The following is a 20,563-nucleotide window of genomic DNA, read 5'->3' on the forward strand; positions in this document are numbered from 1 at the left end:
ACCGCCGCGGCGAACGGCACGATCTTCGCCTCCGCGAGCGCACGCACCGACTCCCGGAGCATGTCGTGCTCCTCGGAGGGCCGATACAGGTCGAAGTCCTTGCCCATGATGTGGAGCTCCCCTAGACGCTTGTGGCACTGAGTACCCTCAGCAAAACACACTCAGTGCCATGATGCCAGAGCGCCCCGACGCAGATCTGCGTCGGGGCGCTCAGGGGACCGGTTGGTCGGTTTTCTTAAGCAGAGGTGTCCGCGAGGTTTCCGTCCCCCCTCTTGAGCCGCTGCAGGTCGTACTCGGCGGCCAGCCGCCGTGCGCGCTCCTCGGTCATCTCGAGCGTGGTCAGCAGGGCCGGGGTGCAGATCGTCGGCAGCACGTGGCGGAGCAGCACCAGAACGCGGTGGGTGAGATCTTTGCGATCGCACAGGATCTGGGACATGGTCTGGATGCCTGCGAAGGCACCCGAGAACAGTTCGGCCGTGTCCGTCACGTCGACATGGACGAGGAGCTCCCCGCGGGCCTTCGCCACCGTCAGGACCTCCGAGACCTGGTCGATCCAGGCCTTGAACGGAGCCGCCCGGTCGACCCCGGTCGCGCCGCTGTCGAGGGCCAGTGCCACGCTCGCGCGCACCAGCGCGTCACGCTGCAGCCGGTGGGCGAGGAGGAAGCCCTGGTCCACCAGCTCCTGGAGCTTCACCGGCTGCGGCGTGAGGGGCTCGTCCAGCATCTGGGCGTCGAGCACGCCGAGGGCCAGATCTTCCTTGGAAGCAAAGTGGAAATACAGAGCCCCCTTGGTCACCCCGGCGCGCACCAAGATCTCCCCGATGGTCGTGCGCTCGTAGCCACGCTCCGCGAAGACGGCTGCGGCCGACTCCAGGATCGCCCGCCGGGTTCGGATTGCACGCGCTTGCTGTGCCAAGGCGCCTCCTGCTGTATCGCTGACTGTGCTCGACGTGTGACGTGAAGCATTGAAAAGAAAACCGCGCTGTACGTATTCTCTACGGCGGGTGGGTCTGCCACCCAGGGGTGCGCGGGGATGCGAGGGGAAACCATGGATCAGAACTGCCGCGGAGCGACGACGCACGTCCCCGGGGAGTTCGTCCACCGAGCCGACCCCGCCGACATCTTTCCCACCGGCTGGACGCAGCGGGGAGAGAACCGATTCTCCGTCTCTGCTCACTGGCCCGCCTCACATCCCTTCTTCGCTCCGATGACCGGGGACCGGCACGACCCCGTTCTGGTGGCCGAGACGATACGCCAGGCCACCATGCTCGTCGCTCATGCGGAACTGGGGGTACCCGTGGACGACCAGTTCGTCATGTGGGACCTCCATTTCACCGCCGACCCCGCGGCACTGGCCGTCAACGGCCTCCCGTCGAACGTCACCGTCGACATCCACTTCCCCGACCTGGGCAGCCGCCGCGGCCGTGCGAGGAACCTGCCCACCCTCGTGCGGCTCACCCGGGGCGGGCGCCCGCTCGCCACCGGCGGCGGCCTCGCCGGGTACACCTCGGCCGCCGCCTACCGCCGGCTCCGGGGCGACCGGATGGCGGCGCTCGGCAGACCCGTCCCCCTGGTCCAGGGGGTCGCTCCGCACCTGGTGGGCCGCCGCAGACCGCAGGACGTCGTCCTCGGTCCCGGTACCCGGGCGGGCCAGTGGCGGCTGAGGGTCGACACCGACCACTCCATACTCTTCCGGCGCCAGAACGATCACGCGCCCGGCATGATGCTCCTCGAAGCCGCCCGGCAGGCCGCGGTGATGACGACCGGCGGCGGACCGTTCCTGCCCACCGCCGTGAACGTCTCCTTCGAGCGCTACGCCGAACTCGACACCCCCTGCTGGATCGAGGCCGAGGTCGTCCCCACCCCCGGCCGCCCGACGACCGTGGTCCGGGTCACGGGCCGGCAGGAGGGCATGCCGGTCTTCGTGTGCACGCTCGCTTCCCCGTCCCCGGAACTCGCCGTGGCAGGAGCCGGCGTCGACCGCCGGCTGGCGGGCTGAACCGGAGCGGAACGATGGGCCCACGCATTCTGATCACCGGCGCGACCGGATTCATCGGCGCCCGGGTGGCGACGACGGCGGCGTCGGCGAAGGAACCCGCGCACGTACGCCTGCTCGCCCGTACACCGGCGGCCGTCCCGGAGGAACTCTCCGGGCCGGGGACGGAGACCGTGCCCGGCGACCTCCGGGACCCCGGCTCGCTCCGTCGCGCCTGCGAGGGGATCGACGTCCTGATCCACTGCGCCTCGGCGATCGGCGGCGACGCGGAACTGGCCCGCACGGTCAACGACGAGGGCACCCGCGCCCTGGTCGACGCCGCCGTGGCCGCCGGGGTGACCCGGATCGTCTCGCTGAGCACCGCGTCCGTCCACGGCCGCGGCCCCTTCCGGGCCGCCGCGCCCGGCACCCTGCCGCCGGCCCCGGTCTCGGCGACCAGTCGCACCCGGGCGGCCGGCGACCGGCACGTCATGGACGCCGGAGGGACCGTCCTGCGGCCCCATCTCGTCTACGGCACCGGCGACCGGCAGGTGATCCCCGGCCTGGTCCGGCTCCTCGCCGCCCTGCCCGGACCTCTCGACGGCGGAGCCTCGCTGCACTCCCTGATCGATGTCGGGAGCCTGGCCGGCGCCCTGGTGGGCGCCGCGCTCTCGCCGGTGACCGAGCCGGGTCCGTACTACGTCCAGCACCCCGATCCGGTCCCGGTCGGGGAGCTGCTCGCGGCCGGCGAGGAACTGCTCACGCGGCGGACCGGGAGGGTCCGGGACGCGGTGGTGGACGTCGCCACCGCCCGGGCGCTGTTCGCCGGAGTCCCCTTCGCCCAGCACCATCTGGACATGCTCGCCACCGACCACTGGTTCGCGGACGACCGCCCCTGGCGGGAGCTGGGCTGCGACCCCGGGCCGGGCTTCACCGCGGGGTTCGCCGACCACGTTCCGTGGTACAGCGGTCTCCTCGACCACTCCTGAACAAGAAGGAAGGCACCACCGACATGCCCGTGCTGGCCGGCAGGACCGCGATCGTCACAGGTGCGAGCCGAGGCATCGGAAGAGGCATCGCCGAGCGGCTGGCCAGGGACGGAGCCCTGGTGGCCGTCCACTACGGCAGCAACGAGAAGGCCGCCCGCGAGACGGTGGAGATCATCGAGGGGCGGGGCGGCCGGGCCTTCGCGTTCCGCGCGGACCTCGAAGCGCCCGGCGCCGTCGACGCGTTCTACGCCGCCCTGGACGCGGGCCTGGCGGAGCGCGACGAGGGTCCTGGGTTCGACATCCTCGTCAACAACGCCGCCGCCAGCGGTTCGGGCCGCATCCAGCAGCTCACCACCGAGGCGTTCGACCGGCTGTTCACGATCAACGTGAAGGCCCCGCTCTTCCTCATCCAGCGGGGCCTCGACCGGCTGCGGGACGGCGGCCGGATCGTCAACATCTCCTCGGCGGCGACGAGGCACGCCTTTCCGGACTCGGTCACCTACGCGATGACCAAGGGTGCCGTCGACACCATGACCCTCGCCCTCGCCAAGGAGCTGGGGCCCCGGGGGATCACGGTCAACGCCGTGGCCCCCGGCTACATCGCGACGGACATGAACGCGCGGCGCAGGGCGACCCCGGAGGCGAGCGCGGCCCTCGCGGCGCTCTCGGTCTTCAACCGGATCGGGGCGCCGGCCGACGTCGCGGACGTGGTCGGCTTCCTCGTCTCCGACGACGCGCGCTGGATCACCGGCCAGAACGTGGATGCCACGGGAGGGACCGCGCTCTGAGTCAGCCCACCGGTGCGTGTGCGCGACCGGTCGCGGCCGAGCTGCCCGCCGCTTCCAGGCCGGCGAGCGTGCCGGGGGCGGCCAGCATCGGCAGGAGCGTTCGCCACAGGCCGGTGACCGTGTCGGGGGACAGCCACTCGTTGTTCTCCCGGCACAGGGCCTCCAGGCCGACGGTGGCGGCCACCACCGTGCGGACGAGGTCCTGCTGACCGCCGTGGCCGGTGGCGAGCAGACCTTCGTCGGCCGCCTCCGCGAGCCGCTGCTGGACGCAGCTCTGCCACTCCTGGCGCAGGTTCAGGTCCGTACGACAGCCCCGGGAGCAGCTGAGCCGGTATCCCGCGCGGACGACGACGTTCTCACGGAGCAGCCGGGCCAGGGCGTGTGTGGTGTCGGCGAGGTTCTGCAGGGCGTTGGATCCCTGCCGGTACATGATCCGGGCCGTCCTGCGCAGGGCGGTGGACGCCTCGTGTTCGACGGCCGCGGCCACCGCGGGCTTGTTCTCGAAGTGGAAGTGGAGCGCGCCGGGGCTCACCCCCGCGCCCGTGCTGATCGCCGACAGCTTGGCCAGGGTGTAGCCGTGCTGGTCGAACTCCCTGGCCGCCGACGTGATCAGCGCCTCGCGGGTCCGCGCGGCCCGCTCTTGTTTGGTCACCCGTGGCTCCAGTAGCACCGTGCGTCGCGGTGGCACGGGCGTGCCCGCCCCGTCGCGCCGTTCCGTTCGACGACTCCAAACCGACTGCTTGGTATTGTACGGGGTTTGGGTGCGTCATCGAGCGCTTCGGTGCGGGTGGGTGACCGGGCTCCTTCTCCGACGGGTACGGAACACGTACGGGGGTGGTGAGTTGGATGGCGACCGTGGGCGTGGGCACTCCTCCGTGGGTCATGGTGCATCCCAACGCGCAAACCGAGCCACAGGTTTGTCGACCACTCAGAGGAGGTGCGACGACGGCTCCGTGGGCGCGGAGGGCAGCCGGCTACCCGAGGAGGCGTACGGACTCAGCGGTGCGGGCGGCTCCCCGAGGAGGCGTACGGACTCAGCGGTGCGGGCGGCTCCCCGAGGAGGCGTACGGACTCAGCGGTGCGGGCGGGTCGTCACCACGACCACTCCCGCGAGCAGCACCACGTTCTTGACGACGAACTCGCCGACCAGCGTGAGCAGCAACGGGTTGGAGTGGGCGAAGGCCACCGCCGGGGTGAGGACGAGCACCGCGAAGGTGCCGCAGAGGTGGGCGGTCAGCACCGGCAGGGCCAGCGCGCGGACGCGCCCCGACATCAGCCAGAGGCCGAGCGCCACTTCGGCCCAGCCCAGCGCGGGCACGAACCAGCCGCCCGCGGGGAACGGCAGGACGTCGACGACGAGCGCGGCCGCCGGGCTGAGCCCGATGACCTTGAGGATCCCGAACCACACGAACACGCCGCCGAGTCCGGCCCCGAGCATCGCCAGGCCGTACCGGTGCAGCCGTGGCGCGAGCCGGTCGAAGCGGCCGAGGGGAGCGGGGGAACCGGCCGGCGGGGTGGCGGTCCCCGGGGCGGAAGGGGTGGCGGCAGGGATCACCTGCGAGGAAAGGGTCATGCGCGGGCATCTCCATCACGAGTCGACGCGGGGGCCGGGCGGGGCCGTGCGGGCGGATCGAGGCCGGGTGGGGCGGAGCCGGGGCGCGGACCGTTCGGATCACGCCGAAATCCCGGCAGGAGGATCCGACGCCGTGGGCCACGCTAACCACGTCCCGAGCGCCCCCGCGACGCCCATCGGTTCCTTGCATGCCCGCGATGGAAGAAGTCGATCGGGCGTTGCCGCCCGCGATCAAATCTCGCCAGCCTGAGCACTGTTCGAGTTTGTGTGTGATCCATCGGCTCGATCCGCGTCCATCCGCTCCCGGCAGCATGCGAAGGAATCCACGGATGTCCCACCGACCCGCCGCCCCCGCCTCCACCACGACCCCCGCGGCCCGCACCGCCCTCACCCGGCGCCGGGTGCTCACCACGTCGGCCGCCGCGGCCGGGGCGCTCGCCCTGCCCGGCAGCGCGGCGTGGGCCGTGCCCACCAGCTTCGAGGCGGAGACGCGCACCGGCCGCCGCCGGCCCGGCAGCGTGACCGACCCCAGCGTGGTCATCCGCTGGAACCAGGCCGCGATGGACGCGATCCTCGGCCGCTACCAGGCCGCCGGCAACCGCTTCGGCCCCGCCACCGTGAACGCCCGGGCCCTCGCGATCATCCACAACGCCATCTACGACGCCTGGGCCTGCTACGACCGCTGTGCCGTCGGCACCCGCTTCGGCGGCGCCCTGCGCCGGCCCCGCTCCGAGCGCACCCTCGACAACAAGAACGAGGCCATCAGCTACGCGGCCCACCTCGCCCTGCTCGACCTGTACCCCGAGTACAAGGTCGCCATCGACAACATGCTCCGCAGCCTCGGCCACGACCCCGAGCTCACCGATCCCCGCCGCGACAGCCCCGCCTGGATCGGCCGCCGCACCGCGCAGGCCGTCCTCGACCACCGCCACGCCGACGGCGCCAACCAGCTCGGCACCCCGGCGTACTCGGACACCACCGGCTACCAGCCGCGCAACAGCCCGCAGACCGCCGGGGCCTTCGACCCGGCCACCGTCACCGACCCGGCGCACTGGACCCCGTTGATCGTCGGCGGCAAGACCCAGCGCTACCTCACCCCGCAGTTCGCCGTGATGCGGCCGTTCGCGCTGTCCCGCCCCGACCAGTTCACGGTCGCCGCCCCGCCCGCGTACCCCTCGGTCCGGATGACGGCCGCCATCGAGGAACTCCTCGACATCAGCGCCCGTCTGACGGACGAGCAGAAGGCCATCGCCGAGTTCTGGCTCAACGACGACGTCACCCCGCCCGGCGCCCAGCAGATGTGGGGACGGTACGTCTCCGCCCGCGACGGCCACGGGGTCGACGAGGACGCCCAGATCTTCTTCGGCCTCAACATGGCCGAGTGCGACGCCGCCATCGGCTCCTGGGCCGTCAAGGCCCAGTACGACTTCGCGCGCCCCTCCACCCTCATCCCGTTCGACCAGCGCGGCCGGCAGATCCGCTCCTGGGGCGGCCCCGGCCGGGGCACCGTCACCATGGACGGCGTCGACTGGCAGGCGTACGTGGCCGTTCCGCCCTTCCCGGCCACCGTCTCCGGACACAGCACCTTCTCCGGCGCCGCCGCCGAGTTCCTCCGCCGCTTCACCGGCTCCGACTCCTTCGGCGACTCGTACCGCTTCAAGGCGGGCGCCTCCACCGTCGAGCCCGGCCTCACCCCGCGCACCGACGTCGTCCTGCACTGGCCCACCTTCAGCGAGGCCGCCCGGCAGGCCGGCATCTCCCGGGTCTACGGCGGCATGCACTGGAGCTTCGACAACGAGCCCGGCATCGAGATGGGCCACCGCATCGGCAAGGTCGTCCACCGCCAGGCCATGCGCTACTTCGGCGGCACCCACCGCTGACCCCGGGCAGGCCCGTCCCGCGGTGGAGCAGGCACCCGCGGGGCGAGCCGTCCGCCGTCCACCGCCCCCTTGCCGCGCATCCGCCCCGCCTGCCGCCAGCCCCGCCTGCCCTGCCTCCGTCCCACCCGCCTCGCCCGCCCCGCCTGCCCTGCCTCCGTCCCGCCCCGCCCCGCCCCGCCAAGGAGAGAACGCCGTGAGCAACCAGACCCAGACCCCCGCGGGTGCGGCGCCCCCGCCCGCCCGCAGCCGCTGGGCGGGCGGCGCCCCGCCCTTCCCCGGCAGCCGGCCCGCCGCCCTCGGCACCCTCGCCACCGTCGTGTCCCTGGTGTTCCTGGTCGCCCTCGGCGAGGCCACCGGCCAACTCCTGATGATCGCCCCGCTGGCCGCCACCGCCATGATCATCTGCAGCACCCCGGTGCTGCCTCCGGCGCAGCCCCGGGGCGTCATGCTCGGGCAGGTCGGCTCCGGCGTCCTCGGCCTCGTCGCCGTCGCCCTGTTCGGCCGCTCCCTCTGGGTGGCGGCCGTCGCGGCCGGCCTCAGCGTCGGCCTCATGCTGCTTCTGCGCGCCGTCCACGCGCCCGCCGCGGCCACCGCCGTACTCGCCGTCCTCCAGGACCCCGCGCCGCTGCGCTTCCTGGTCCTTCTCGCCGTCGGCAGCGGTCTGCTCGTCCTGGTGGGCCTGCTCGCCTCCCGCCTCGGAGTGATCGGCAAGTACCCCGCCTACTGGTGGTGACCGGCGCCCGCCGGCGCCGAACCACCCCTGTCCCGCCCGCACTTCCGCGTACCCACCCTCAACGGAGGCGCTCGTGAACCGAGACAGACTGCTCGTCAGCTGCGAGCAGATCATGGAACAGCTGCGCGACCCCGCGGCCGGGGACGAGAACACGGTCCTCGTCGAGATCACCGACGGCGGCGGCGAACCGGGCCGGATCCCCGGCTCGGTCCGCCTGGACTGGACCGGCGACCTCCAGGACCCGGTCCGCAGGGACGTCATCGGCCCCGAGGCCTTCGCCGGGCTCCTCGGCCGGCACGGCATCTCCGCCGACCACACCGTCGTCCTCCTCAGCGGCAACAACAACTGGTGGGCCGCCGCCGGATACTGGCAGTTCACCCTGTACGGCCACCGGGAGCTGCGGATCCTCGACGGCGGCCGGCTCCGCTGGGAGGCGCTCGGCGGCGCCCTCACCCGGGACGTACCGTCGCGCGAGCCGGTCACGTACCCCGTACCGGCCGCCGACGAGACGATCCGCGCCCGCCGCGAGGACATGCTCGACCACATCGGACGCCACCAGCTCCTCGACGTCCGCTCCCTGGAGGAGTACCTCGGGCAGAGCAACACCCCGCCCGGCGTGCCCGAGGACCTCGGTGTGCGCTGCGGTCACGCCCTCTCCGCCGAGCACATCCCCTGGCACACCGCCGTCCGTCCCGACGGCACCTTCCGGGACGACGCGGAGCTGGCCGCCGCCTACGCAGGGGTCCGCACCGACGTCCCGACCGTCGTCTACTGCCGGGTCGGCTGGCGCTCCGCGCACAGCTGGTTCGTGCTGAGCGAGCTCCTCGGCCTCCCCGGCATCCGCAACTACGACGGCGCCTGGCGCGAGTTCGGATCGCTCATCGGCGCCCCCATCGTCAACGGGCCCGAGCCGTGGGGCCCCGACGGCATCCCGTCCATCGTCGCCCAGCGCGACGCCGCCTCGGAGGTCCGCGCCCATGCCTGACGTGACCGTCTACCCCAACGTGCTCCGCAACGGCTTCGACCAGACCGACCTGCCCTGGGTGCCCTGGACCGAACCCGGACGCGTCGGCGTCGAGTTCGTCGTCCTCTGGGGCCCCGACCCGGCCGAGGACGAGGACTCCGCCTCACTGCTGCTGCGCTTCCCGCCCGGCGCGCACGGCGACTTCCACGAGCACCTCGGCCACGAGCTGATGCTCGTCCTCGACGGCACCCTCGACCACAGCGACGGGCGCCGCTTCCACCGCGGCGACCTCGTCGTCGAGGAACCGGGCACCCGGCACCAGATGTCAAGCGCCGAGGGCTGCACCGTCCTCGCCGTCCGCGCCCGCCCGGCGGCCGCCCGCACCCCCGCGGCCGGCGAGATCACCACGGGCGTCGGCGCCGGGGTCCCCGGCGCCTGAGCCACCCCCCTCTGGCATTCCCCGGGCACGTGCGAAGGCCAGGACCCCCGCACGCTCACGGGGCCACCGGGCCCGCCCGGGGGCCCGGCGGCCCCGACCCCTGCGCGGCAGGGCCCCGGCCCGCCGCCCGCGGGTCACCCACCTCGTCCGACCTCGTACGGGCCGGACCCCGACCTCGTACGGGGGTTGGACCCCGACCTCCTACGGGAGCAGGACCCCCGGCCCGTACGTGCCGGACCCCCGGCCCCGTACACGCCGGACCCCCGACCCGTACGCGCGCGGCGCCCGGCCCGGATCGGGCAGGGACTCGCCTCGCGCGGCCGCAGCCCGCGTACCACGTCGCTCGCGCCCGAACTCGCGCCCGAATACCGCCCCACCCGTGTCCGTACGGACACACCGCCCGCTCCGTACGACGTCCCGCTCGCGTCGGTACGGGCCCGGGCCCGCCGTCCCGCCGCGCACGTCCCGACGGCCTCCCCGCGCCGCGAGCCGGGGCGCGCCCACGACGAGGCGCGCCCCGGCCGATGCGCGAGCCCGGCCGAAACGCACCGAGCCGAGCCGAGCCGCCCGCACGGCGACCGCGTCGCGCCCGCACCGACCCCGTACACCCGCCCGTACACCCGCCCGACCACCCGCCCGACCACCCGCACCCTTCCGGAGAGAGACGCCATGACCCCGTCCGCACGGCCCCAGCCCCTGCGCAGCAGTCCCGAGCCCTCCCGCCGGGTGCTGCTCACCACCGGTTCGTCCGACGCCCACACCTGGAACCTCGTCCACCTCCAGCTCTTCCTGGAGGAGCACGGACACTCCGTGCTCAACCTGGGCCCCTGCGTCCCCGAGCAACTGCTCGTCGACACCGCCCGGATGACCAGCCCCGATCTCGTCGTGCTCTCCTCCGTCAACGGCCACGGCCACCAGGACGGGCTGCGCGCCGCCCGCGCCCTGCGCGCCGACCGCAAGACCCGCACCCTCCCCATGGTCATCGGCGGGCTCCTCGGCATCTCCCCGGAGGGCGCCGCCACCCGCACCCGCGAACTCCTCGACGCCGGATACGACGAGGTGTACGCGGACGGCACCCCGCCCACCGCCCTGCTGCGCCGGCTGGCCGACCTCGGCGGCGCGTGTACCGGGCGGGCCGCGGCTTGACGACCTCCGCCCCGCCCCCGCTCGCCCCCGGTGATCTCGGCGCCTTCGTCCAGGAGTCGGCCGCGGCCGGTGAACTGGTCGTCCAGCCCCGGATGGGGATGGTCGCGCCCGAGGTGATGGCCGGCGGAGTCGCCGCCGTCGCCGCCCTGACCGAAAGGACCGTCGCCACCCTCACCATCGACAGCTACACCCGCGTCGGCGACCACGCCGCCGCCACCGCTGCGCTGCGCTCCGGCCGGCCCCTCAACGGCTTCCCGCTGGTCAGCCACGGCCCGAAGACCACCGCGCGGGTCGCCGCCGCGGCCGGACGCGGCACGCCCGTCCAGGTCCGGCACGGCTCCGCGGACCCGCTGGCCATCTTCCGCACCATGGCCGCCGCCGGGCTCGCCGCCTCCGAGGGCGGCCCCGTCTCGTACTGCCTGCCCTACGGCCGTACCCCGCTCGCCGAATCCGTCGCCGCCTGGCGCGACTCCGTCCAGTTCCTCACCGAGGAGAGCCGCGCGCACGGCCGACGGGCCCATCTCGAATCCTTCGGCGGCTGCCTCCTCGGCCAGCTCTGCCCGCCGTCGCTGCTCGTCGCCGTCTCGCTCCTGGAGTGCCTGTTCTTCGCGGCCAACGGCGCCACCAGCGTCTCGCTCAGCTACGCCCAGCAGACCCATCCCGCCCAGGACACCGGCGCCCTCGCCGCGCTGCGCCTGCTCGCCGACGAGTTCCTTCCGCCGTCCGTCGACCGCCACATCGTGCTCTACACCTACATGGGCGTCTACCCGAGGACCGTGCCCGGCGCCCGGCTGCTGCTGCGCCGCAGCGCCGAACTGGCCGTACGGGGCGGGGCCCAGCGCCTGATCGTGAAGACCGAGACCGAGGCGCACCGCATCCCGACCGTCGAGGAGAACCTGACCGCCCTGCGCATCGCCGCCGACGCCGCCCGCTCCGCGCCCCGGCGCGCCACGCACCAGGGCGCCAGGTCCGCCGCCGAGGCCGAAGCCGAGGAGACGCTCGTCGAGGCCCGCGCCCTGGTCACCGCCGTCCTCGGGCTCTCCGACGACCTCGGCGTGGCCCTGCTCAAGGCCTTCGACCGAGGCCTCCTCGACGTGCCGTTCTGCCTGCACCCCGACAACCGGGGCGCCGTCCGGTCCACCGTCGCACCGGACGGGCGCCTGCACTGGACGGATCTGGGCGCGCTGCCGCTGCTCACGACCAGCAGGAGGACCGTTCCCATGACCTCACGCCAGCTCTCCGGCATGCTCGGCCGGGTCGCCCGTGAGCACGACCAGGCCGCGGCCGCGAACCCGCCGCCGGAGCCGGCGCCGCGGGACACCCCCGCGCCGTCCGCGGAGCCGCTGCGGATCGCGTGCGTCGGCATGGGCCCGCGCGGCCTGTCCGTACTGGAGCGGCTCGCGGCCCGCTGCGCCGAGACGCCGCCCGCCCGGCCGATCGAGGTCTTCGCCGTGGATCCGTACGAGGCGGGGGCCGGGCGGATCTGGCGGACGGACCAGTCGCCGTGGTTCCTGATGAACACCCCGGCCCAGGAGGTCACCATGTTCTCCGGGCCGGCCGACGAAGGACCGCACCGGCCCGGCGCCGGACCGTCCCTCGGCGAGTGGTGGGCGGAGGACGACCCGGCGGGAGCCGAGCCCGAGGGGTACGCACCCCGCGCGGTCTACGGCCGCTACCTCACCCATGTCATGCGGCGGATCGAGGAGACGCTGCCGCCCTCCCTCACCGTCCACCGCGTCCCCGCCCGGGTGATCTGCGCGGACCGGGTGCGCGGGAAGGACGGCGCCGACGGAGCCGCCCACCGGCTGAGACTCGACCGCGGTGACGTCCTCACCGTCGACCGGCTGGTCCTCGCCACCGGCCATCCCGTCAACGAGCCCGACGCGGACCAGCGCGCCTGGACCCGGTTCGCCCGCGCACACAGCACACCCGCCCGCCCCGTCCGTCACATCGCCGGCGGCTCGGCGAGCGAGATGCCGCTCGCCGAGATCCCCGCCGGCGCGAGCGTCGGCATCCTCGGCATGGGGCTCACCTTCTACGACATCCTCACCGAACTCACCCTGGGACGGGGCGGCACCTTCACCGAGGGCTGCGAAGGGCTGCTGTACCTGCCCAGCGGCAAGGAGCCCAGGATCCTCGCGGGTTCACGCGGGGGAGTGCCCCTGCTCACCCGGGGAGCCAACCAGAAGGCGCCCGAACACCGTTACCGGGCAAGGCTGTTCACCGCCGGGCGGATGGCCGCGCTACGGGCGGAGCAGGCGCCGCTCGACTTCGAGGAGTCTGTCCTGCCCTGGCTGCTCGCCGAGGTCAACCTCGTCCTCCTCGCCACCCGCATCCGCCAGGTCCACGGTCCGGAGGCCGCCGACGAGTTCACCGAGCGCGGTGCGCAGGCCCTCTCCGACCGGCCCGACGGCCGGCCCGACCTCAGAGTCCTGGAACGGCTCGCCGCCGGGCACCGCGTCGACGCCCGGCCGATCGCCGGACTCGACGCGCTCGCCCGGCCGTTCGGCAGCCGACGCTTCGGCTCCCCCGCCGAGTACCACAAGGTGCTCACCGAGTGGCTGCGCGCCGACCTCTTCGAGGCGCGCCAGGGCAACGCCGACGGGCCCCTGAAGGCGGCCGCCGACGTCCTCAGGGACGTCCGGCAGACGATCCGCGGCGTCGTCGACTTCGGCGGACTCACCCCCGCCTCGCACCGCTGGTTCCTCGCCGAGTTCGGCCCGATCGCGGCGATGGTCTCGACCGGGCCGCCGCAGCTGCGCTCGGAACAGTTCCTCGCGCTGCTCGCGGCCGGGGTCCTCGAACCGGTGGGCCCCGGCGCCCGGTTCGGCGCGGATCCCGTCGAAGGACGCTTCGTGGTGGAGTCGGCGCAGGTGGAGAACTCCTGGGTGCCGCTGGACGTGGTCGTGGACGCCCGGGTGCCGGGCACCGACCTGACCGCCGACCGGGACCCGCTGATCCGCTGCCTGATGGCGGACGGGGAGATCCGTACCTTCACCAACGCCGCCGACGGAGCGGGAGAGTTCGCCACCGGCGGCCTGGACTGCACCGACTCCCCGTTCCACCCGGTGCGGGCCGACGGCTCGGTGGACACCGGCACCCATGTCCTGGGCATCCCGAGCGAGTTCACCCGCTGGTTCACGCAGGTGGGCAGCGGCCGGCCGGGCCTGTGGGGCTCGTTCACGCGGGACGCCGACGCGATCGCCGAGGCACTGGTGAAGGGCGCGGCGGAACCGGGGGCCGCGCGGGCCGGCCGACCGGCGCCCGGCCGCGGGCCGCTCGGGGGCATGAGGTGAACGGCGCCGCCGGAACACCCGCCCACGAGGAGTACCGGGCCGCGCGGGACCTGCTGCTACGGCTGCGCGGCGACCGGGAGGCGGCCCGTGCCGCCTTCCGGTGGCCGCGCGCCCTGCACTTCAACTGGGCCCTCGACTGGTTCGACGCCATCGCCGAGGGCAACGACCGGCCGGCGCTCGAACTCCTCGGCCACCCGGGGCCGGACGGCGGCGTCCCCGTCGTCGACCGGGCCTCGTTCGCCGAACTCTCGGCCCGCTCGGACGCGTTGGCCACGGCGCTGCGCGCGCACGGGGTCGTACGGGGTGACCGCGTCCTGATCCTGCTCGGCACCCGCGTCGAGCTGTGGGAGACCCTGCTCGGCTGCGTCAAGCTCGGCGCGGTCGTCGTCCCCGGCTACCAGGACCTGACCGCGGCCGAGGCGGCCGACCGGATCGACAGGGGCGGGATCCGGCACGTGGTGAGCGCACCCGAACTCATCTCGCTGATCGACGAGTTGCCAGGTGCGGGAGCGGTGCCGGGTGTCCGGATGGCCGTCGGCGGCGCACACCGGGCCGGCTGGGTCCCGTACCCCGACACCCGTGGCCCCGGGCGGCCCCGCTTCGTCCCGGACGGGCCGACCCGCGCCGCCGACCCGTCCTTCTGCTACTTCACCTCCGGGACGACCTCGCTGCCCAAACTCGTCGAGCACAGCCACGCGGGATACGGCGTCGGGCACCTCTCCAGCCTGTACTGGAGCGGCCTGCGCCCCGGCGACCGGCACCTCAACCTCTCCGCGCCCGGCTGGGCCAAGCACTCCTGGTCGAGCTTCTTCGTCCCCTGGGCGGCGGAGGCGACCGTGCTCGCGCCCCCGGACGGCGGCCTCCCGCCGGCCGTCCTGCCGGGCGCCCTCGCCGCGCACCGCGTCACCAGCTTCTGCGCGCCGCCCAGCGCGTGGCGGTCCCTGCTCCCGTACGTGAGCGGGGGCGCCGCGGCACCCCGGCTGCGTGAGGCGACGGCGGCGGGAGAACCGCTGACCGCCGAGACGGTGAGGCGGATCGAGACGGCGTGGGGCGTACGGGTCCGGGACGGCTACGGCCAGACGGAGGCGACCGCCCTCATCGGGCGCGCCCCCGGCGGCGCGGAACCCCTCGCCCCGCTCGGGCACCCGCTCCCCGGCTACCGGATCGTGCTGCGGGATCCCGAGACGGGGGAGCGGGGCGAATCCGGTGAGGTCTGCGTCGATCTGACGGAGCGTCCGCCCGGCCTCATGCGCGGGTACGCGGGGCTGCCCGAGCGCACGGCGGAGGTGTTCGCCGACGGTCTGTACCGCACGGGTGACCGGGGCGAGCGGTGTGCGGACGGCTCGATCCGGCTGCTGGGCCGGATGGACGAGGTCTTCAAGTCCCACGGCCACCGGGTCTCCCCGATGGAGATCGAGGCGGTGCTCCGCACCCACCCGGAGGTGGCCGACGCGGCGGTGGTGCCGTGCGAGGACCCTGAGGGTGGCCTCGCCCCGTACGCGGTCGTGGAACTCCGCCCGGAGCGAGGGGAGTCGATCGCCGAGGCGCGCGGGCGCGTCGGCGCGGAGCTGCTCGCGCTCGCCGCCGAGCGGCTGGCGCCGGTCTTCGTGCCGCGCGGCGTCGAGGTGATCGCCCGCCTTCCGCGCACCCGCTCGGGCAAGGTGCGGCGGAGCGAACTGCACCCGGGGGCGCCCGTCACGGGCTGACGACCGACGGCCGGGAGGGGCCCGGCCGGGGCGCCGCCGCTCGCCCGAGGGGCGGGTAGGCGGGCGCCCGTCCGCCCCTACACCGTCGCCGTCTCCCTCTCCGCCGTCCTGAGCAGGATCTCCGCGACGCCCCTGGCCCGTACCGCCGCCTCCGGTGTGCCCTCGCGGAGGGCCGTCACGATCGCTCCGTCGCCGAGCAGGGCCAGCTGGCGGGCCAGGGCCTCGTGGTCGCGGTAGCCGCCCTCGGCGAGCAGGCGGTCCAGGACCGCGATGACCTTCTCCTTGTGCTCGGCCGCCACATGGTGGGCCGGGCTGTCCGGATCGGCCGTCTCGACCATCGTGTTGATGAAGGCGCAGCCGCGGAACGAGGCCGCGGCGAAGCGTTCCGCGAGGCCGTCGAAGAGGGCCAGCGGAAGCTCCTCGGGGGAGCGCTCGCTCACCGCGATCCGGCCGTCGAGCCAGGCGCGCCACATGCCGTCCCGGCGCCGCAGGACTTCGACGACGACATCGTCCTTGCTGGGGAAATGGCGGTAGAAGGAGGCGCGGCCCACTCCGGACTCGGACAGGATCCGCTCGATGCCGACGGCCCGGATCCCCTCTTCGTAGAACAGACGCTCCGCCGCGCTGAGGAGCCGTTCTTTCGCGTTCGTGGCCATACCAGACGGTACCACTCGGTGCCGTATAGGTGATCCTGCAAGCAAAAGGGGAGTGCGGGCCTCCCGTTGCGCCAGATGGAACCGATCGGTACCGTCTGGATGGTACCGATCAGTTCCGTCTTGGTCCGGCTCAAGGAGAGCTTCATGCCCCGCCTGCCCCAACTGACCGTAGAGACCGCCGACGAGGAGCAGCGCGAGCTGCTCGAAGGCACCCTCAAGCAGCTCGGCAAGCTGCCCAACCTGTACGCCGCCCTCGCCAACGGCCCCGCCGCGCTCCGCGGTTACCTCGCCATGCGCGAGGCCCTCGTCGGCGGCAGCTTCAGCGCCCGGCAGCGCGAGCAGCTCGCGCTCTTCATCGCGCAGCACAACGACTGCACGTACTGCGTCTCCGCGCACACCCTGCGCGGCGGCAAGGTCGGCCTGAGCGACCAGGAGCTGCTCGACACCCGCCACGGCATCGACTCCGGCGACCCGCACATGGACCAGGTGCTCCGCTTCGCCGGCGCCGTCATGGCCACCGGCGGCCGCGTCACCGACGCGGCCCTCGCCGACGCCCGCGCCGCCGGCGTGACCGACGCCGAGATCGCGGAGATCGTCGGCCACGTCGCGCTCAACGTGCTGTCGAACTTCTTCAATCACGTAGCGCAGCCGGACTTGGACTTTCCGTTGGTCCCGGCCCAGCTCGCCGAGTAGAGTCTTCGCGGCCGTGCAGGGGTGCCGGGCGCGAAGGGGCGTCCGGCACCCCTGCGGCTTGTGTGACAACCGACTGGGGCGATCGAAACGGGTGGACGACCAACCACCTGATGCGAGGAACTGCCGCCTGCGCGGCAGGGGGGAATTTCACGTGGACATCGACGCAAGAACCCTTCGGACCTTCCGCGAGGTGACCTTGACCGGGTCGTTCACCCAGGCGGCGCGCCGCCTCGGGTACTCGCAGTCCAGCGTCACGGCACAGATGCGTGCCCTGGAGCGGCAGGTCGGCGAGCCCGTCTTCGAACGGCTCCCCAACGGCGTCCGGCTCACCCACGCCGGCACCGTCCTGTGCGACTACGCCCGCCAGATCCTCACCCTCGTCGGTGAGATGGAGACCGCCCTGCGCCGGCCCGCGGCCAACCCGCCGCGGCTGACCGTGGGCATCGTCCCCGCCCTCGCGTACGGACAGCAGCTCGCCCGGGTCACCCACATCGGGCGACGGCTCCTCTCCGGCGTCCAACTCGCCCTGCGCGTCATGGGAACCGCCGAGGTCCACGACGCCTTCCGGGCCGGCGCGATCGACGGCGCCCTCGTCCTCACCGTCGTCGACGCCGAGGACCCGGCCGTCCGGCTCGCCGACCAGCTGCACACCGAACGCTCCGAGGAACTGAGCGAAGTGCGCCTCCAGGAAGTCGAGTTCATCCCCGTCACCAGCGTCGGCCACCGCCGCGGCAACCTCGGCCGACAGGTCGTCATCGCCGACCCCGACTGTCCCTCCCAGCGCTGGCTCCCCGAGTTCCTCCGACTGCGCTGCGACAGCCCGCCCGAGATACACGAACTCGGCTCCATGGCGGGCGTCCGCGCCGCCACCCAGTCCGGCCTCGGCTGCGCCATGCTCCCCATGGCCCTCGCCGCCTCCCACCAGGAGGCCGGGGGACTGCGCCCGCTTCCCGGCGTGCCCCGGATGCGCTGGAACGCCTCCCTCGTCCTCGGCCGCTCCGACACCCGGCCCGCCCTCGACTGGCAGAACCTGACGGAGACCCTCCGCCAGGCCACCGCCCTCTCCTGCGCGGTCCACCCCGGCGAACCCGGCCCGGCGAGCCCGGTCGACGTGCTCGGCGACGCGGCCCCGGCCCTCGACCCGGACCCGAGCATCGCCTCGTAACCCCCCGCCCCACAGACCGGTGCCACGGCGCACCGCCGCCTCCCCCCGGCCCCACCCCCGACCGGGTCCAAACGGGAGCGGCGGCACGCCGTGGCACCTCCCTCGCCCCTGCGCCCCGCCGCCCCAGCGCGCCGGCCCGGCCCCGGCGCGCCCGGGGGTGCGGGCCGCTACAGCCCGGGGCCGTTGTAGGCGCCGCGGTGCGGCTTGGCGGTCGCCGACACCGGGTTCCCCCAGTAGTCGCGGCCCCCGCCGCCGCTGATCACGGAGCCGTTGTTCAGCGCCGGAGAGGTGGCGCGGAGCCGGTACCCGTCCGCGGAGTCGATCGAGTCGCCGCCCGTTCCCGGGTTCACGAAGTGCGGGTCGCCCACGATGCCGTTGGCGGTCGGCCGCGGCACACCCTGGAAGACGTTCCAGAGCCAGGAGATCCCCGCGGCCGTCGGGAGCCGGGAGTCGGCGGTGCCCACCCAGATGTTGTTCTCGACGACGCTCTCGTCGGGAAGGGTGATGTCGAACTTCTTGTCCGTGCAGTAGAGGACGTTGTTGTACATGCGCAGCGCGGACCGGCCCGCGCTGACGCTGCTCATCCGACAGTCGTTCTCGGAGATGTTGTAGCGGATGACCTGCTGGGCGCCGCCGATGGTGCCGCAGCCGTCGCAGTCCAGGAAGAAGCCGCCGATGTTGTCGCGGCTGAAGTTGTACTGGATCAGACAGGTGCCGGTGTTGCCCCAGTCGCAGTCGAACGCCTGGCTGTCGGCCACGGACATCCTGGTGATGCCGTACACGGCGTTCTTCTGGATGGTCGGGTTGTGGTCGCCGAGCACCCAGATTCCGGCGAAGTTGCCGCCGGAGAAGGGGTAGACGCCGTTGCCGACGCCGGAGGCGTTGTTGTACTGGATCATGGGCGCGTCGGCGTAGCTCGCGATGATGCCGTCGCCGCCGACGTCCTTGATGACGTTGTGCTCGATCAGGACCCCGGAGCCCTTGACCGCCATGGCGCCGACCCGGATCTTGAGCCCGCCCCCGCCGGTGTTGGAGATCTGGTTGTGGTGGACGTGGACGTCGTGGAGCGTCGAGTTCGTGCCGCTCGCCCCCGTGACGATGCCGGCGGACTGGACGAAGTCCTCGGTGGTCGGGCTGTTCTTGCTCGTCTGACCGGCGACACGGTCGACGACCAGATAGCCGATGTCGAATCCGCGGTGTGCCCGTCCGTCGGTAGCGGAGATCCGCAGTCCGGTACGACGGGCGAGGGGGGTGGCGGGGTTGGTCAGCTTCAGGTCGCTGATCCGCCAGTGGTCCTGGTTGGTCAGGGAGACGGCGTCCGGGGCGCCGCCGCCGTCGATCACGGGCAGTGCGCCGGTGCCGTAGCGCGTCAGCGTGATGGGGGCGGTGGCGGTGCCGCTGCCCTTGGGGGTGAGGGACCCGGTGCAGGTGGTGCCGGACGCGAAGGCGAGGGTGTCCCCGGCCGCGTACGTCCTCCCGTTGGCCTGGGCGATGCTGTTCAACGGCGAGGCCTGGCTGCCGTCGCCGCCGACCGCACGCGAGCAGTCCACATGGGTGGTGCTTCCGGCGGCCGAGGCGGGGGCGGTGGGGAGGGCGACGCTGCCGGCGAGGGCGAGCGCGACGGCGATGAGCCCACCGACCGACGCACGCCGTCCCGGGAATGCCTCCATGGTCATGACGCGACACCTTTCTCGAGGTCTGGTGCCGCCAGAAGCTAGGTGTGGCCGATGAGCGAGTCAATGCAGAAGTGTCGAATGATCGAATATCGATCAGGATGCGGTTGATTGGTCGACTCCCGGGCCGGAGCGGTCGTCCCGTGCCGGGTGGGGATGCGGGGTCCGGGGCACGGCTCCGGACCGTGCCCGGTGGCTAAGGTGGGGGCACGATGACACGTTTTCGCGAGAGCGTTCGGTCCCTGCTGCGCGAGCAGGTGCTCGACGCCGCCTATCGCCTCGTCGCGGCCGACGGCTGGGGTGGGCTGCGCATGACCTCCATCGCGCGCGCCGCCGGTATCAGCCGCCAGACCCTCTACAACGAGTTCGGCTCGAAGGAGGCCATCGGCAAGGCCCTGGTCCAGCGTGAACTGGAGGGCTTCCTGCTCGGCATTCAGGGCGAACTCGACGCACACCGGGGGGAGTTGGAGGCCGCGGCCGCCGCCGGGGTCGGCTATGCGCTTCAGCAGGCCATGGACAACCCCCTCGTCAAGGGCGTCCTGCTCGCGGACCGCGGCGGCGAGGACGACCTCCTCGCCTACCTCACGACCCGCCCGGAGCCGGTCTTCGGCACGGCGATGACGATGCTCGACGCGTACGCGGTCGAGGCCTGGCCCGATGTGGACGAGGAGTCCCGCGGGCTCGCGGTCGAGACGATCGTGCGGCTCACCGTCAGCCACATCGTCCAGCCGGTGACGTCCCCGGAGGAGTCGGCGCGGCGCATCGCCGCGATCACGGCGAGGATCGCGTACCCGGGCGGCAGGGTCTGACGGAGGGTACGAAGAGGCCCGGTGCCGGACACGGGGGATCTCCGGCACCGGGCCTCAGTTGAAGATTCTACTAGGTCC

At 73.4% G+C, this 20,563-nt stretch carries 19 protein-coding genes; 13 read left to right on the top strand and 6 right to left on the bottom strand.

All coding sequences use genetic code 11. From position 1 onward, the window contains the following. Both ACFQ79_RS17665 and ACFQ79_RS17670 read right to left on the bottom strand, forming a co-directional pair. Positions 1 to 107 (bottom strand): acyl-CoA dehydrogenase family protein (locus ACFQ79_RS17665; RefSeq protein ID WP_146250805.1); only part of this gene is annotated, 107 nt, incomplete at its 3' end. Between the two features lie 128 nt (positions 108 to 235). Beyond that, positions 236 to 916 (bottom strand): ScbR family autoregulator-binding transcription factor, encoded by a 681-nt coding sequence (locus ACFQ79_RS17670; protein ID WP_383584270.1) that lies wholly within the window; start codon positions 914 to 916, stop codon positions 236 to 238. Positions 917 to 1,048: 132 nt separating this feature from the next. Here ACFQ79_RS17670 and ACFQ79_RS17675 point away from each other — a divergent pair, with 132 nt between their 5' ends. The 3 genes from ACFQ79_RS17675 to ACFQ79_RS17685 are packed head-to-tail and all read left to right on the top strand — an operon-like array spanning position 1,049 to position 3,752. Further along, positions 1,049 to 1,999: a ScbA/BarX family gamma-butyrolactone biosynthesis protein gene (locus tag ACFQ79_RS17675; protein ID WP_383584274.1), complete on the top strand. Its 951-nt coding sequence runs from the start codon at positions 1,049 to 1,051 to the stop codon at positions 1,997 to 1,999. A gap of 14 nt (positions 2,000 to 2,013) precedes the next feature. Beyond that, positions 2,014 to 2,964 (top strand): NAD-dependent epimerase/dehydratase family protein, encoded by a 951-nt coding sequence (locus ACFQ79_RS17680; RefSeq protein WP_383584277.1) that lies wholly within the window; start codon positions 2,014 to 2,016, stop codon positions 2,962 to 2,964. 23 nt (positions 2,965 to 2,987) lie between these two features. Continuing rightward, positions 2,988 to 3,752 carry an SDR family oxidoreductase gene (locus ACFQ79_RS17685; protein WP_383584279.1) on the top strand — a complete coding sequence of 255 codons (765 nt, stop codon included), beginning with the start codon at positions 2,988 to 2,990 and terminating at the stop codon, positions 3,750 to 3,752. A 1-nt stretch (position 3,753) separates the two neighbouring features. Here ACFQ79_RS17685 and ACFQ79_RS17690 read toward each other — a convergent pair whose 3' ends face one another. Both ACFQ79_RS17690 and ACFQ79_RS17695 read right to left on the bottom strand, forming a co-directional pair. Next, on the bottom strand, positions 3,754 to 4,404 hold the full coding sequence (locus ACFQ79_RS17690) for a ScbR family autoregulator-binding transcription factor (RefSeq protein ID WP_383584281.1): 651 nt from the start codon (positions 4,402 to 4,404) through the stop codon (positions 3,754 to 3,756). 420 nt (positions 4,405 to 4,824) lie between these two features. Further along, a complete protein-coding gene (locus ACFQ79_RS17695) occupies positions 4,825 to 5,325 on the bottom strand; it encodes a hypothetical protein (RefSeq protein ID WP_383584283.1) in 501 nt (166 codons plus the stop codon). A 329-nt stretch (positions 5,326 to 5,654) separates the two neighbouring features. On the opposite strand from ACFQ79_RS17695, the gene ACFQ79_RS17700 reads away from it, so the two are divergent. The 7 genes from ACFQ79_RS17700 (at position 5,655) to ACFQ79_RS17730 (ending at position 15,489) form a co-directional block, all read left to right on the top strand. Then, complete coding sequence (locus tag ACFQ79_RS17700; RefSeq protein ID WP_383584285.1) at positions 5,655 to 7,205, top strand: vanadium-dependent haloperoxidase; 1,551 nt, start codon at positions 5,655 to 5,657, stop codon at positions 7,203 to 7,205. Between the two features lie 193 nt (positions 7,206 to 7,398). Beyond that, positions 7,399 to 7,938, top strand: a complete 540-nt coding sequence (locus ACFQ79_RS17705; protein WP_383584287.1) for an HPP family protein — start codon at positions 7,399 to 7,401, stop codon at positions 7,936 to 7,938. Positions 7,939 to 8,011: 73 nt separating this feature from the next. Further along, a complete protein-coding gene (locus tag ACFQ79_RS17710; RefSeq protein WP_383584289.1) occupies positions 8,012 to 8,923 on the top strand; it encodes a sulfurtransferase in 912 nt (303 codons plus the stop codon). Next, on the top strand, positions 8,916 to 9,341 hold the full coding sequence (locus ACFQ79_RS17715; RefSeq protein ID WP_383584291.1) for a cupin domain-containing protein: 426 nt from the start codon (positions 8,916 to 8,918) through the stop codon (positions 9,339 to 9,341). The genes ACFQ79_RS17710 and ACFQ79_RS17715 overlap by 8 nt, the downstream gene beginning before the upstream one ends. A 186-nt stretch (positions 9,342 to 9,527) precedes the next feature. Continuing rightward, positions 9,528 to 10,487 carry a cobalamin B12-binding domain-containing protein gene (locus tag ACFQ79_RS17720; RefSeq protein ID WP_383584294.1) on the top strand — a complete coding sequence of 320 codons (960 nt, stop codon included), beginning with the start codon at positions 9,528 to 9,530 and terminating at the stop codon, positions 10,485 to 10,487. Next, positions 10,484 to 13,783, top strand: coding sequence for an FAD/NAD(P)-binding protein (locus tag ACFQ79_RS17725; protein WP_383584296.1), 3,300 nt, complete (start codon positions 10,484 to 10,486; stop codon positions 13,781 to 13,783). Before ACFQ79_RS17720 ends, ACFQ79_RS17725 begins: the two co-directional genes overlap by 4 nt. Next, complete coding sequence (locus ACFQ79_RS17730) at positions 13,780 to 15,489, top strand: acyl-CoA synthetase (protein WP_383584299.1); 1,710 nt, start codon at positions 13,780 to 13,782, stop codon at positions 15,487 to 15,489. The genes ACFQ79_RS17725 and ACFQ79_RS17730 overlap by 4 nt, the downstream gene beginning before the upstream one ends. A gap of 77 nt (positions 15,490 to 15,566) precedes the next feature. Here the strand turns inward: ACFQ79_RS17730 and ACFQ79_RS17735 are convergent, their stop codons facing one another. After that, the gene (locus tag ACFQ79_RS17735; protein WP_383584302.1) at positions 15,567 to 16,145 is read right to left on the bottom strand and encodes a TetR/AcrR family transcriptional regulator; all 579 of its coding nucleotides are present in this window, start codon (positions 16,143 to 16,145) and stop codon (positions 15,567 to 15,569) included. A gap of 144 nt (positions 16,146 to 16,289) precedes the next feature. Between ACFQ79_RS17735 and ACFQ79_RS17740 the strand changes: the two genes are divergently transcribed. Beyond that, positions 16,290 to 16,838 carry a carboxymuconolactone decarboxylase family protein gene (locus ACFQ79_RS17740; protein WP_383584305.1) on the top strand — a complete coding sequence of 183 codons (549 nt, stop codon included), beginning with the start codon at positions 16,290 to 16,292 and terminating at the stop codon, positions 16,836 to 16,838. A gap of 151 nt (positions 16,839 to 16,989) precedes the next feature. Beyond that, positions 16,990 to 18,003: a LysR family transcriptional regulator gene (locus tag ACFQ79_RS17745; RefSeq protein WP_383584309.1), complete on the top strand. Its 1,014-nt coding sequence runs from the start codon at positions 16,990 to 16,992 to the stop codon at positions 18,001 to 18,003. Between the two features lie 167 nt (positions 18,004 to 18,170). Here ACFQ79_RS17745 and ACFQ79_RS17750 read toward each other — a convergent pair whose 3' ends face one another. After that, on the bottom strand, positions 18,171 to 19,679 hold the full coding sequence (locus ACFQ79_RS17750) for a right-handed parallel beta-helix repeat-containing protein (protein WP_383584312.1): 1,509 nt from the start codon (positions 19,677 to 19,679) through the stop codon (positions 18,171 to 18,173). A gap of 209 nt (positions 19,680 to 19,888) precedes the next feature. On the opposite strand from ACFQ79_RS17750, the gene ACFQ79_RS17755 reads away from it, so the two are divergent. Further along, on the top strand, positions 19,889 to 20,485 hold the full coding sequence (locus ACFQ79_RS17755) for a TetR family transcriptional regulator (protein ID WP_383584314.1): 597 nt from the start codon (positions 19,889 to 19,891) through the stop codon (positions 20,483 to 20,485). The last annotated feature ends 78 nt before the right edge of the window (positions 20,486 to 20,563 follow it).

Origin of the sequence: Streptomyces sp. NPDC056480 (genome assembly GCF_042795405.1) — a bacterium.
Taxonomy (GTDB): Bacteria; Actinomycetota; Actinomycetes; order Streptomycetales; family Streptomycetaceae; genus Streptomyces.

What these genes read in the sequence shown, in the direction of transcription:
- ACFQ79_RS17675 (WP_383584274.1), top strand. Translation starts at nt 1,049, where the DNA reads ATGGATCAGAACTGCCGCGGAGCGACGACGCACGTCCCCGGGGAGTTC.
- ACFQ79_RS17680 (WP_383584277.1), top strand. Translation starts at nt 2,014, where the DNA reads ATGGGCCCACGCATTCTGATCACCGGCGCGACCGGATTCATCGGCGCC.
- ACFQ79_RS17685 (WP_383584279.1), top strand. Translation starts at nt 2,988, where the DNA reads ATGCCCGTGCTGGCCGGCAGGACCGCGATCGTCACAGGTGCGAGCCGA.
- ACFQ79_RS17695 (WP_383584283.1), bottom strand. Translation starts at nt 5,325, where the DNA reads ATGACCCTTTCCTCGCAGGTGATCCCTGCCGCCACCCCTTCCGCCCCG.
- ACFQ79_RS17700 (WP_383584285.1), top strand. Translation starts at nt 5,655, where the DNA reads ATGTCCCACCGACCCGCCGCCCCCGCCTCCACCACGACCCCCGCGGCC.
- ACFQ79_RS17715 (WP_383584291.1), top strand. Translation starts at nt 8,916, where the DNA reads ATGCCTGACGTGACCGTCTACCCCAACGTGCTCCGCAACGGCTTCGAC.
- ACFQ79_RS17735 (WP_383584302.1), bottom strand. Translation starts at nt 16,145, where the DNA reads ATGGCCACGAACGCGAAAGAACGGCTCCTCAGCGCGGCGGAGCGTCTG.
- ACFQ79_RS17740 (WP_383584305.1), top strand. Translation starts at nt 16,290, where the DNA reads ATGCCCCGCCTGCCCCAACTGACCGTAGAGACCGCCGACGAGGAGCAG.
- ACFQ79_RS17750 (WP_383584312.1), bottom strand. Translation starts at nt 19,679, where the DNA reads ATGACCATGGAGGCATTCCCGGGACGGCGTGCGTCGGTCGGTGGGCTC.
- ACFQ79_RS17755 (WP_383584314.1), top strand. Translation starts at nt 19,889, where the DNA reads ATGACACGTTTTCGCGAGAGCGTTCGGTCCCTGCTGCGCGAGCAGGTG.